This is a genomic window from Thermococcus sp. 101 C5, assembly GCF_009372125.1.
Lineage (GTDB): Archaea > Methanobacteriota_B > Thermococci > Thermococcales > Thermococcaceae > Thermococcus_A > Thermococcus_A bergensis.
Map to the genome: position 1 here is coordinate 1 of NZ_WHIZ01000060.1, position 12455 is coordinate 12455.

The 12455-nt window shown below is 45.1% G+C and carries 9 protein-coding genes; 3 read left to right on the forward strand and 6 right to left on the reverse strand.

Features of this window, described 5'->3' with window-relative positions; genetic code table 11:
• The first annotated feature begins 229 nt into the window (after nucleotides 1–229).
• On the forward strand, nucleotides 230–3397 hold the full coding sequence (gene ileS, locus GBV73_RS08800) for an isoleucine--tRNA ligase (protein WP_152880823.1): 3168 nt from the start codon (nucleotides 230–232) through the stop codon (nucleotides 3395–3397).
• Nucleotides 3398–3452: 55 nt separating this feature from the next.
• Here the strand turns inward: ileS and GBV73_RS08805 are convergent, their stop codons facing one another.
• The 4 genes from GBV73_RS08805 to rqcH all read right to left on the reverse strand — a co-directional run bounded on the left by GBV73_RS08805 (nucleotide 3453) and on the right by rqcH (nucleotide 7220).
• Nucleotides 3453–4535 (reverse strand): radical SAM protein, encoded by a 1083-nt coding sequence (locus GBV73_RS08805; RefSeq protein WP_152880825.1) that lies wholly within the window; start codon nucleotides 4533–4535, stop codon nucleotides 3453–3455.
• A gap of 35 nt (nucleotides 4536–4570) precedes the next feature.
• Nucleotides 4571–4915, reverse strand: a complete 345-nt coding sequence (locus GBV73_RS08810) for a hypothetical protein (protein WP_253910340.1) — start codon at nucleotides 4913–4915, stop codon at nucleotides 4571–4573.
• A gap of 11 nt (nucleotides 4916–4926) precedes the next feature.
• Nucleotides 4927–5073, reverse strand: a complete 147-nt coding sequence (locus tag GBV73_RS11170) for a hypothetical protein (RefSeq protein WP_172967220.1) — start codon at nucleotides 5071–5073, stop codon at nucleotides 4927–4929.
• Between the two features lie 194 nt (nucleotides 5074–5267).
• Nucleotides 5268–7220 carry a ribosome rescue protein RqcH gene (gene rqcH, locus GBV73_RS08815; RefSeq protein ID WP_152880827.1) on the reverse strand — a complete coding sequence of 651 codons (1953 nt, stop codon included), beginning with the start codon at nucleotides 7218–7220 and terminating at the stop codon, nucleotides 5268–5270.
• A gap of 236 nt (nucleotides 7221–7456) precedes the next feature.
• On the opposite strand from rqcH, the gene GBV73_RS08820 reads away from it, so the two are divergent.
• Both GBV73_RS08820 and GBV73_RS08825 read left to right on the forward strand, forming a co-directional pair.
• On the forward strand, nucleotides 7457–9418 hold the full coding sequence (locus tag GBV73_RS08820; protein WP_152880829.1) for a 1,4-alpha-glucan branching protein: 1962 nt from the start codon (nucleotides 7457–7459) through the stop codon (nucleotides 9416–9418).
• Between the two features lie 45 nt (nucleotides 9419–9463).
• The gene (locus GBV73_RS08825; RefSeq protein WP_152880833.1) at nucleotides 9464–9781 is read left to right on the forward strand and encodes a P-II family nitrogen regulator; all 318 of its coding nucleotides are present in this window, start codon (nucleotides 9464–9466) and stop codon (nucleotides 9779–9781) included.
• Nucleotides 9782–9799: 18 nt separating this feature from the next.
• On the opposite strand, the gene GBV73_RS08830 is transcribed toward GBV73_RS08825, so the two are convergent.
• Nucleotides 9800–10528, reverse strand: a complete 729-nt coding sequence (locus GBV73_RS08830; protein WP_042700823.1) for a hypothetical protein — start codon at nucleotides 10526–10528, stop codon at nucleotides 9800–9802.
• A gap of 158 nt (nucleotides 10529–10686) precedes the next feature.
• Nucleotides 10687–12276 carry a sodium-dependent transporter gene (locus GBV73_RS08835; protein WP_152880831.1) on the reverse strand — a complete coding sequence of 530 codons (1590 nt, stop codon included), beginning with the start codon at nucleotides 12274–12276 and terminating at the stop codon, nucleotides 10687–10689.
• Nucleotides 12277–12455 lie beyond the last annotated feature (179 nt).

Here is a 12455-nt window from a genome sequence, read left to right on the forward strand (position 1 = left end):
GTAATGTGTTATGGTCTGAAAATCCTCCTCAGAGTCAAATACTGTTTAAATAACAGGGGGTGAAACTAAACACGCCCTCTTTGGCAAAAGATTTATAAACGGAACTCTGCAATTTTGACCGATGCCCATGAGGGGGGAGGGTTTTATCCTTCGCCGTGCATTTTGCCCATGATTCCCTGGGCTATTCTGCTGATCTAGCTTATTCTACAAATTCCAGGAGGTTTTTGGTATGATAAAGGAGCCAGAGATGAGGGAGTATAATCCGCAGGTCTTAGAGGAAAAAATAGAAGCATTCTGGAAAGAAAATGACGTCTACAACAAGGTGAAAAAAGCAAGAGAAAACGGACCGGACTACTATTTTCTTGATGGACCACCATATGTGAGTGGCGCTATACACCTGGGTACTGCATGGAACAAAATAATCAAGGACATGGTGATAAGATTCAGAACCATGCAGGGCTATAACGTCAGAAGGCAGCCCGGATTTGACATGCACGGTCTGCCCATAGAGGTTAAAGTTGAGCAGGCCCTCGGATTGAAATACAAGAAGGACATAGAAGAGAAGGTTGGCGTTGAAAACTTCATAAAGAAGTGTAAGGAGTTCGCTTTAACGAACCTCAAAATCATGACAGAGCAGTTTAAGATGCTTGGAGTTTGGATGGACTGGGATAACCCCTACATGACGATCAAGAATGAGTACATAGAATCAGCTTGGTTTACTTTAAAGAGAGCATGGGAGAAGGGACTTTTAGAGAAGGATCAGAGGGTTCTCCACTGGTGTCCCAGATGTGAGACTGCTTTGGCTGAACACGAAGTCAGGGGAGAATACAAAATAAGGGAAGACCCAAGCATATACGTGAAGTTCCCGATAGAAGGAAAAGAAAATGAGTACCTCCTTATCTGGACAACAACGCCGTGGACTTTACCGGCTAACTTGGCCGTTACAGTTCACCCCGAATATGAATATGCAAAAGTGAGGGTATCCTTCGATGGAAAGGAAGAGTACTGGATAGTAGCGAAGGCATTAGTTGAAAGAGTTCTCCATGAAGCCGGTGTCAAGGGAGAAATCGTGGAAGAATTCAAGGGCGAAGAACTTGAGGGCTTAAGGTATGTGCATCCGTTTCTGGAGGAGTACCCGAGACAGAAGGAGTTTAGAGAAAAATACGAATGGGCTCACCGCGTAATATTGGGAGAGCATGTAACTCTCGAAGACGGTACTGGCTTAGTCCACACCGCTCCAGGACACGGTGAAGAAGACTTTGAGGTAGGAAAGCAGTACGGTTTGCCAATCTACTCACCTCTCGACGATGAAGGAAGGTACGTCGAAGGAAAGTGGGAAGGCAAGTTCGTTAAAGATGCTGATCCGGAGATAATAGAGTATCTCAAAGAAAAGGGTCTCCTTGTGAAGGCTGGCACAATAGAGCACAAGTATCCACACTGCTGGCGCTGTAAGACTCCGCTGATATTTAGGGCTACAGATCAGTGGTTCCTAAAGATTAGCAAGGTTAAAGACAAAATAATAGAAGAAAACGACAAGAACGTCACCTGGTATCCAGATTGGGTAAAGATAAGGTACGACAACGGAGTCATGAACAGCGGAGACTGGTGCATCTCAAGGCAAAGGTACTGGGGAATACCCCTCCCAATCTGGGTATGTGAAGAATGCGGTAACATCCACGTAGTAGGGTCTTTTGATGAGCTCAAAGAGATGAGCAAGGAGCCAATAGAGAAGGACTTTCACGAAGTAGACCTCCACAAGCCATGGGTTGACACAGTGACCCTCAAGTGCCCCAAGTGTGGAGGAGACATGAAGAGGGTCAAAGACGTCCTCGATGTTTGGTTCGACAGTGGAATAGCGAGCTGGGCTTCTCTTGACTATCCGAGAAGGAAAGACCTCTTCGAGAGGCTTTGGCCAGCGGATTTCATAGTTGAGGGAGAAGACCAGGTTACAAAGTGGTTCTACTCCCAGCAGGCGGCAAGCGTTGTTGCATTTGACACCGTTCCGTACAAGAAGGTTGCAATGCACGGCTACGTTCTGGACGAAAAGGGAGATAAAATGAGCAAGAGCCTTGGTAACATAATAAGGCCGGAGGAAGTTGTCCAGAAGGAAGGAAGAGACCCATTCAGATTCTACATGCTCTGGGCAACAACTCCATGGGAAAACCTGAGGTTCAGCTGGAAGGGGCTTGCGCAGGTTAAGAGAATGCTCAACATCCTCTGGAACGTTTATATCCTGGCTTCGACCTACATGAGCCTGGACAACTTCGACCCCACAAAAGTCAACCCAGAGGAGCTTCCGTTTAGAGAGGAGGACCGGTGGATACTTTCGAGAGTAAACACCCTCATAAGCGCTGTTGAAGATGGAATAGAGACATTCTACCTCACAAGGGCAACGAGAGCAATAGAGTACTTTGTAACAGAAGACCTGAGCAGGTGGTACGTGAGGCTCATAAGAAAGAGGCTCTGGATTGAGAAAGATGACCCTGACAAGCTTGCCGCTTACTGGACGCTGTGGAAGGTATTTGACGTTCTGCTCAGACTAATGGCACCAGTTACACCTTACATCACCGAGGAAATTTACCAGAACCTCATAAGACCGTTCAGCGGAAAGGAGAGCGTTCACCTCGAAGACTGGCCCAAGAAAGACGAGAGATGGGTAGATGAAGAGCTTGAAAAGGAAATGGAGATAGTCAGAAAAATAGTGGAAGCTGGCTCTGCGGCGAGACAGAAGGCAAAGATAAAACTCCGCTATCCTGTGAGGCAGATACTCATAGAGACCGAGGACGAAACAACAAAGAAAGCCGTTGAAAGGCTTAACTACCTCCTCAAAGACCAGCTCAATGCTAAAGAAGTCAAGGTAGCCAAGGTTGAGAGAGAAATAAGAGTAAAGCCCAACTTCGCCAAACTCGGGCCTCACTTCAAGGGAGATGCAAAGTTAATTGCAAAGTGGATTGAGGAGCAGGACGACAGGGAGCTCTATGAAAAGCTTATGCAAGGAAAGCTGAAAGTGGAAATAGAAGGCAAGGAGTTTACAATCGAAAGAGAGCACATTATCGTTGAGGAAGAACTCCCAGACTTCCTCGTTGGAGAAGAATTCGATCACGGCAAGGTCTTTGTTGACAAGACACTCACAAGGGAGCTTATGATGGAAGGACTTGCGAGGGAATTCGTGAGAAGAATACAGGAGATGAGAAAGCAGCTCGACTTAGACGTCAATGACAGAATAATGGTGTACATTGAAACAACTGACGAAAACAAAGGGCTCTTGCAGGAGATGCTTGACTACATAAAGGGAGAAACAAGGGCAGTTGAGGTTAGGTTCGAGGAAGCAAAGGGATACGTTGTCGAGTGGCCGGAAGTTGAGGCAAAGATAGGAATTGAGAAAGTCGAGAGCTGAGCGTTTCTCCTTTTTTCTGATTTCTAATTTTAGCACCTTTTTAACAGATGAGATATCACGGCAGCGGAATCCTCTCGACCTCTATCCTATCCCACGTCGGATACTCCTCGACTATGTAGAACTTTACATCTCCCTCTATAGCATCGGCGAGCTCTTCCGCGACCTCTATGGGCATTTCAATCCTTCCCTTTTCCATGTTTATGTAGAGCCACTCTTCCGGAACTCCCGCTTCCTCTACAAGCAAGGTATAGAGCTCCATTAAGTCATCATACACCGCAATCCCGAACCTTAAGGTTCCCTCTTCAGTGATTTCCATATAGGGTTTGGCAACATTCTTTGCCATCCTCTTGAGTCTGTTTCTCAGCTGAACAGCGTCCTTAAGCTTGGCTGTGCATAGGTGGTAGTTCAGGGAGGTGTTTTCTTCTCCCCATTCAAGGATTTTCAGCCCCAGTTCGAGGCTTCCCGCTATCGCTGAACTTTCGTTGCTAACGGTTCTAAGTCCTCTTGAGAGGAGTGCATCCAGATTGGTTTCACTGAACTCAAGCTCGTTTATGTTGAGGAACTTTGCTCCGTGGGAATCTAAGAACTCGGCGAACCACTTAATCCTTTCTTCCTGCCCAGGAACGCTCGGCACTTCTCCGCCGACGTCCCAATCAAAATCAAAAGCATTCTTTATGTTCTCAAGCTCTTTCTGGAGAAGCTTTGAGCTGGGATTAAAAATATCCGGATGGAAGCGTATTTCATCCAGACCTGCAGAATAAAGCTTTTCAAGGTTTTCTTTCGTGGCCAGCGCTCCGGTGGTATAGAGGTGAACATGAAACTTTTCACCAAAGTTCTCTTTTAGAGCTTTTATGTACTCTACAGTTCTATCTATTCTTGAAAGCGGATCCCCCCCGGTAACCCCAGCGCCTAAGGCGACTTGAATTTTAGCCTCTTCTATTATATCATCTATGCTTTTTACTGGTCGCTCGTTTGCATAGCTGACGTCTTCTCTTCTCCAAGGGCTGAGGGGGCAGTAGAAACAATCTCTGGGGCAAACCCCAGTCGTAAAGAGTACCAGCTTCGCCCCCTGAACGCACAGCTGGCATCCCTTTGGGAGTTCTCCAACCACATATGAGTAGTATTTGGTTTTTCTCATGGTTCGTCCCTATGATGAATTCTTTAAAACCTTTGCTACGCAACGTCGACCTGCTCGTGCGTTGGCAATCCCTTTTTGTGTTTTAAGAGCAGCTCATAAAAGAATTCCTTCATTTCAGGGCTCATATTATCGTCTAAAAGCAAATCTGCTTTCCCGGTATAGCTCTTCTCGGCCTCTTTGACAAGGGCATGAAGGGCAGGCAAGAGGTGGTTTATCAATGCCCTTACGATTTCTGGATATGCATCTTCGTCAAGTATTTCGTCGCTCTCTAAGCCGATATAAATCACATATCCCTTCATCTGGACTGCCAGCACAAATTCATTGTCCGTGATCTCGATAAAAGAGAAATTATAACCCTTTGAGTTTGTCTTTGCTATCATAACCGTTCTGGTCAGTCGTAATTTGTGTAAAGTTCGTAAACATCAGCACGGCTGACCTTCCAGCCTCCCGTCTTCATTGGCTGGCTTTCGGGGGGAACGGAGACTCCCCACATCTTCAAGGCTCTCGACAGTCCCCATTCGGGCTTGACAAACCCCACATTCTGGGAACTGCTTCACCACAAGGAAGTATAATTAGAGACTATTTAAAAATTACGGAAAACAAAAGAATTCAAAAGTTCCATTTATCACTACCTATGAAACAGCCCTTTTACAGAGAACGTAACCACTTCATCGTCAACCTCGAAGAGCAAGTCCTTTGCGAGTTCTCTCTGGGCTATTGCGTAGAGGTTTATCATTCTACCACCTCCACAATCTCACCGTTTCCGGGGGGTAGGATTTGCATTAACTCGTCAAGATCCACTTTGTAGCCCCACTTCTCGAAAATTTTAGCTATTTTTTTAGCAAGTTCACTCTTTTTTGTTCTTCCCGGGCGGATGACGATATACTTATCCGCATGAGCCTTAACGGCATCAACGGGCCCGCACATGGGGAGTCTCTCTCCTTCGTACTCTACTACACCGATGGCGAGCTTCACAGGTAGCCCGTGCATCCAGTTCCTCTTTCCATAAACCATGAAGGCTCCTTTGCCCAGGTATTCTCCGCTTGGAGCTTTTTTTGTAACTTGGCTTGGGTCTGCCCAGTAGGCGTCTCCCGAATATATCCCGTCTTTCCATGCCCTTGACATTGAAACTGCGAACTGGCAGGCTTCAAATATCGTTTTCTCACCGGCCTTCTTGCCATCTTTTATTACCACGTGTGGGGCCCCGTAGATGTCAGCATGGCAGTAGAGGTCGTTCTCACTCATATGCTTCTTTACGACTATTTCGTTCGTTGTGGCATCTTTTCCTCCTATCACCAAAAAGCCCTCACTGCTTATGAACCACCTGAACTTTTCAAACCACTTTTTCTTACGTTTTTCAAGCTTTTTCACATTAAGCTCTTTCTTCTCTTCCTCTTCTATGAGCTTCTCTATCTCCTCTATTTTCCTCAGGGTGTCTTCATGAGCTTTTCTGGCCCCTTCAAGTTTATGCTTGGCTTTTTTGGCCTTTTCATAGTATATCTCGGCATTTTCCCCTATGCTCTTGTCGAGATAAAGCCTCACCTTTTTACCTTCCAGTTCTATTGTCACGGCCTTTTCTTTTGGATCTACGCTTTTTATCATCTGGGCAACTTTATTGCCTGATTTTTTACCTTCTTCTATTCTCTTTTTAAACTCCTCCCATCCAAGCTTTTCAACTGCCTTTGAAAGTTCCTTTAGGAGATTTTCCACAAAAGTGAAGTTAGCGTATATTAAGTCACCAATTTCCTGATTTTCCTGCATTTCTTTTTCAAAACCTTTTATCATTTCTTCCTGTTTTCTGAGGGTAACTTCTAGGGATCTCTTCTTGTCTTGAAGCTTCTTGGTTCTCTCAAGCTTCGCGCTCTCGATAAGAACTCTTCCAAAATACTCATCCAAAGCCTCGCTAAAAGTCTCGAAGAATTTTTTCTCATAGCCTTCATACCACTTGAGCTCAATCGGAAGAACATCTATGGGTGCGGAGTCTTTATACACTATGTTCGGATTCTTTGGAGAATTAAAAACTTCTTTCATTTTGTCAAAGACCACCCTGAGCTCGTCTTCACTCAGTTCACTGGCTTTTTTAGTTTTTTCCACCCCAGCCCTTAAAAGAATCTCCTCCGCGTATAGCCCTCCCATATTGAGGTTTCTCGCCAGAGCCCTGACTATCTCAACTTCTTGAGATGATATGAGTTCCTTAAACTTCTCCCAGGAAATATCAATGGGATTTTCTCTCGCGGGGGGAAGCTTGTACTCGTGTTTTGGCTTTATCACCCTGTCCTTAAACTCTTCGTACCTTAGGGCGGAGACTATAACGTTGTCTTTATCAACGAGGATAATATTACCTCTTTTAAAGAGCTCGGCTATTAGTGTGTATTCCCCTATCTTGAGCTTTACTATTCTGTCGAAATCGTGCTGTTCTATCTTTTCGAGCCTTGAGCCGCTCAGGTATTTTCTGAGAAGCATTGTGAACGAAGAGGGCTGTTGTGGGGCTTCTTTTATGTAGGTTGTTAGGTGAATCCTCCTTCCCGCTTCAATAATAAGGTCTTTTCTTCCTTCTCCCGCCACGCGGAGTTTTATCCTAATCTGCTCTCCATCGTGATATATCTTGTCAATCAAAGCTCCCTCCAAGGACTTCAGTTCCTCCACTATGTACTTGATGTCGACACTGCTCATTTCCTGCTTCATACTTCCCACCTATGAGAAGGTTGTTTTAAATGCCTTTTAAAGTATGGTGTTGATTGCTCTCTTTTATTAGAGACATCTCGCTCTGACCTCCTCCCCGCCCTGAAGGGCGAGGCTTGAGAAAAAGAAAAAGGTCATGAACCATTGTTAAAACCACAAAAGGGATTTCTATTCCGAAATTGTTAAATACTCAAAAGTTAGTAAATTTCAAAAGAATTACAGCATAGAGGTGGTATTTTATGGTCAGAGGATATTTTACGTTTGTGTTACACACTCATATCCCCTATGTGAGAAAACATGGCAGATGGCCTTTTGGTGAAGAGTGGGTCTTTGAAGCCATCTCCGAGACGTATCTGCCTCTTCTGATGGAGTTCGAGAGGCTTAAGAGGAAGAGAGTAAAGTTTCAGCTGGTAATTGGTGTTACGCCAATACTGGCCGAGCAGCTTTCGGATGAGCACATAAAGAAGGGATTTGAGGAGTACATGGAAAGAAAGCTCAATGCCATGCGCGAGGACTTGAAGAAATACGAAGATGAAAAGCTCAAGCATGCAATCTCCTATATGCTCGATTACTTTACCAAAGTTTATGAGTACTGGAGGAAAATAAACGGGGACATACTTGGGGTTCTCAAGAAGCTCCAGGATGAAGGCTACGTGGAGATAATAACATCTGGAGCAACTCACGGCTATCTGCCCCTCTTGGAGAGAGATGAAGCCATTGAAGGACAAATTGCCAATGGAGTTCTCACTTACGAGAAGCATTTTGGAAGGAAGCCAAGAGGAATATGGCTCCCAGAATGTGCTTACAGACCAGAGGGATTATGGCAAAGTCCGAGCAGTGGAGAAATCGTATGGCGAAAGGGGATTGAAAAGTTCTTGGAGAAATATGGGCTGAAGTTTTTCTTTGTTGAGAGCCACTTAATAGACGAGGGTCCCGCGAGCTTTGGTTATGGAAAAATTCTCCCTGCAAAGACTAAGAAGTCCACGCTAAGACCTTATTTCATAAAGGGAACGGACATAGCTGTGTTCGCGAGGAACAGGGAGACTGGGCTTCAGGTCTGGAGTGCCGACATAGGTTACCCGGGAGATTTCTGGTACAGGGAATTCCACAAAAAAGCAGAGAAGAGCGGAGGGCAGTACTGGAGAGTTACGTCCAAAGAAGTTGGCCTTGGAGGAAAAGAACCCTATGTCCCGGAAAAAGCCTTGGAGAGAGTTGAAGAACATGCAAGACACTTTGTAAGCTTAGTTAACTCTCTCTTGGAAGAATATAAGAGGGAATACGGAGAAAAAGGCATAGTGGTTGCGCCTTACGATACAGAACTCTTTGGCCACTGGTGGTTTGAAGGGGTTAAGTGGCTTGGAAGGGTACTGGAGCTCATGGAAGAAGCGGGAATAGAAACCACGACGATATCAAGGTTCCTGGAGAACTACCGGGGGGAGAGGTATGAAATAGAACTCCCCGAGGGTTCTTGGGGAATGTATGGGACTCATTACACATGGTGGAATCCAGAAGTGGAGTGGATGTGGGAGCATATACATCTTGCAGAGAGAAGGATGGTTGCTCTTGCAAGCAAATATCTCCATGAAGACGAATTCGGAGATAGAGTTTTTGAGCAGCTTGGAAGGGAACTTTTGCTTATTGAGAGCAGTGATTGGCCCTTCCTCATCACAACGGGTCAGGCGAAGGAATACGGAAAGAAGCGCCTTTTGGAGCATGCAAACTACTTCCACCGTCTGGCAAATGCTCTGGAGGAGTACTTCAAGAGCGGCAAATTTAAAGAAAAAGAGTTCTTGGAAGATATTGAGGAAATTGACAATCCATTTCACCCAATAAACATCGAGGTTTACGTGAGTGAAGAGCCTCCGAGTGTTCCCGATTACATTGAACCGCCGGAAATTCCCTTAGAGGAAGAGGAGAAAGGGGAAAGCATAAGCGTTGCAAGTGCTCAGAACTTGGAGGAAAGGTGGGAGAGCAGTAAAGCCAAACGTCAGCTTGAACTTGAAGAGATAACAAAGGAAGAAAAAGAATTCGAGAAAAAGCTTCTGGCTATAAAGGGTATAGGCCCAAAGACCGTTGAAAAGCTAAAGAAAGCTGGGATTAGAAGCATTGAAGACCTTAAAAATGCCGATTTAGTGAAACTGGCAAAAGAAACAAGAATTCCAAAGAAGAGACTTGAAAGGGCTTTGAAATACCTGGGTTAGAAAAGTTTATCTTCTTTTCTTTCCTAATTATATTTGGTGGAGTTTATGAAAAAGATTGAAGCCGTTGTTAGGGAAGAGGATTTTGATAGAGTCCACAGGGCTTTGAAACAGATGGGAGTAGTCCCTATGACTGCCTACCCCGTCAAGGGTAGGGGCGTACAGGGTGGAGTGCCCCCCTATGAGCTCATGCCCAAGATGAAGATAGAGATAGTCGTTAAGGATGAGGATGTTGAAAAAGTGGTTGATACAATAATCCAGAATGCTAGACGAGGTATACCCGGGGATGGCAAGATATTTATCCTCCCTGTTTATGAAGCGATAAGAATAAGAACTGGAGAAAAAGGAAACGAAGCTCTCTATTGAGAGCTATTTTTTAATTTCTCAAAGGAACGCGTGCCTGTGCTTGTAGAACATGTATATGGCATAGCTCAACAACACCAGCTCGGCAATTCCAAAGAGCACCATTACTCCAGCGACGATTTGGGCGGTAGTTGTAGACACCCCCAATCCTTGAGCGGCTTCTTGAAGTGCGGTGGGGTTGATAAACACATCGATATAAGCCCTCACTGCGAGGGCACCTGTTATCAGTGGAATTGGAATTGCAGCAAAAGCCAGCATAAGGCCAGTGTATCCCCTTTTCCTTAAACTCAGAAGGGACAACAATATTGGGATTAGCAATATCAATGAGGTTATTTTAAATTCCACAGGCAGGAACGCGGTTACAACAAAAAAGCTCACCATCCCCCACACATACGCCTTGTAGGCTCTATTTACATACTTCATAAGCCCGGCAAAATCATAGGGTGCCGCCTTGGAGTATCTAAACATTGCCTCAACGTCTTTCAGGTACTCTTTCTCCCCAAGTCGCTCTATGCTCTTATTGTTTGTGGAGTTTTTCAGCTTAACAGCACGCTTCAAGAAAAAGTTGGCGAGTTCTTCATTATCGATGACAACATCATCAGCAATTTTTCTAAAGTTCTCTTTTGCCTCTCTTATCTTTTTTAAGGCGATCTGTTTCCGCTTTGGTGAGAGGGAAGTTAAACCTTTAATTTTTTCCTCAGTCTCTTCTAAAACCTTTGCAGTTTCTCTAAGAAGCTCTGGGCTTTTCACAAAGAACACCTCCTCTAAATATTATAAAGAAAAGAAAAGGGCTTTAAGATTTTTGCTCTGCCTTGAGCAACTTGCCCACAGCTAAGTACATCCAGATTAATATTACGCCCCATGCAAGGGCCATAAATGCCAGAGCACTTGCCTTCATTTTCACCACCTCAGAGCTTTATTATTACCTCGTTCTTCTCTAGCTCTTCACCGTACTTCTTCTTGATAGCCATGTATGCTTCAATTGCACCGATGATGAGCACTAATATTATCACTGCCCTTGACTCAATGACAATCTTTCTTGCGTATTCAGTTGTGGTGCTTATGAGGGCCTCATTGTTGACGAGGTACTCAAGGTACTTCTGGGACATTGTTATGGTGCCGTTGTTGAAGTAGTCCCATGTGTTCTTCCCGAGCAGTATGAGGACGTACAGCGGTGCTATGTATTTGATTATCGGCTTGACCCACTCGGGGACTTTGATGTAAGCTCCCCTGTGGAGCTCCTCCCAGAAGTTCTCTGGTTTGAATAACCATACACCAACTATGATATCAAAGAGCCCAAGCACTACGAGGAGGTAGCTGCCAACCCACATGTCGAGATCAGTTAATAGCAAGAGTGTTTTGTCAAGGGCTATTGGTAAACCTATTATGAAGTACAGTGCGAAGATTATTGCGGAACCGATCTTTCTGTTGATCTTAAGATCCTCCTCAAGCAGGGCGACAAGATAGTTATACATGGCTATAGCTGATGTGAAACCGGCGAACCAAAGCAATAAGAACCAGAGTGCTCCGAATAGCTGGCCACCAGGCATGTTCATAAAGACATTGGGTAATGCTAAGTAAGCAAGTCCTACTCCGGCCTTTACACCCTCTGGACCGAGATAAGCGAAGGCTATTGGGATGGCTATTGAGCCGCCAAGGATAACTTCAGCAAACTCGTTGAGCGAGACTGTAGCGAGACCGCTAAGGGCAACGTCATCTTCTGGGCCAAGGTAAGAGGCATAGTTCTGTATGATACCCATACCAAGTGACAGCGTGAAGAATATCTGTCCTGCCGCAGCTAAAGCAGCTTCCCAGCTCACATCACTGAATCTCGGCTCCCAGAGGTACTCAAATCCTTTAATTGAGCTCCATTCCGGCTTCACTGGTGAACCAAGGGTGAGAGACCTTATAACCAGTAAGATGGCCGCTACATACAAAGCTGGCATCATGACTTTTACCCATCTCTCGATACCTTTGCTAACACCTTGTCCTACTGCGATGCCAAGGAGGCCAACAGAGATAGCCCAAAATACCAATACTTGGGGGGTGTTCTGTATGTAATTTACAAAGAAATCGTAGGTACTACTTGCACCCATGTATGCTCCCGTTGCACTGAAGTAGGTATAAGCTGCAGACCATCCGACGATGTGGAGGTAATAGCCGTTTAGGAGTGATGTAACTGAAAATGCAAGCATACCGCCGATCATTCCGAAGATAACCGCTGTTCTGGGTTTTACGCTTTCCCTGGCCATCAGGTAAAACGTCGGACCTAGAGTACCGTGGCCATACTTGCCTCCGTATCTACCCTCGACCCACTCAATCCACATCACTGGAATTCCGAGGAGGAACAGTGCTACGAAGTATGGTATCATGAAGGCGCCGCCACCGTATTTGGCTGCCTGGTAGGGGAATCTCCAGAAATTGCCGAGACCGATGGCATTTCCTGCCATAGCTAAAATCAAACCAAGTTTGGTTGCCCACCTATCTCTTTGCTCCATTCATTTCACCTCGTGTAATATTGTATGAAAAAATATGCCGATGTACTAATATCGGCAAGTGTGTATCTGTTTTTCTTCATTAATAAATTTTTCTCTCAGTTTGGGCGTGTTTAGTTTCACCCCCTGTTATTTAAACAGTATTTGACTCTGAGGAGGATTTTCAGACCATAACACATTAC

Bases quoted from the DNA above. Each gene is read 5' to 3' on its own strand.
- ileS (WP_152880823.1), top strand. From the start codon at position 230: ATGATAAAGGAGCCAGAGATGAGGGAGTATAATCCGCAGGTCTTAGAG.
- GBV73_RS08805 (WP_152880825.1), bottom strand. From the start codon at position 4,535: ATGAGAAAAACCAAATACTACTCATATGTGGTTGGAGAACTCCCAAAG.
- GBV73_RS08810 (WP_253910340.1), bottom strand. From the start codon at position 4,915: ATGATAGCAAAGACAAACTCAAAGGGTTATAATTTCTCTTTTATCGAG.
- rqcH (WP_152880827.1), bottom strand. From the start codon at position 7,220: ATGAAGCAGGAAATGAGCAGTGTCGACATCAAGTACATAGTGGAGGAA.
- GBV73_RS08820 (WP_152880829.1), top strand. From the start codon at position 7,457: ATGGTCAGAGGATATTTTACGTTTGTGTTACACACTCATATCCCCTAT.
- GBV73_RS08825 (WP_152880833.1), top strand. From the start codon at position 9,464: ATGAAAAAGATTGAAGCCGTTGTTAGGGAAGAGGATTTTGATAGAGTC.
- GBV73_RS08835 (WP_152880831.1), bottom strand. From the start codon at position 12,276: ATGGAGCAAAGAGATAGGTGGGCAACCAAACTTGGTTTGATTTTAGCT.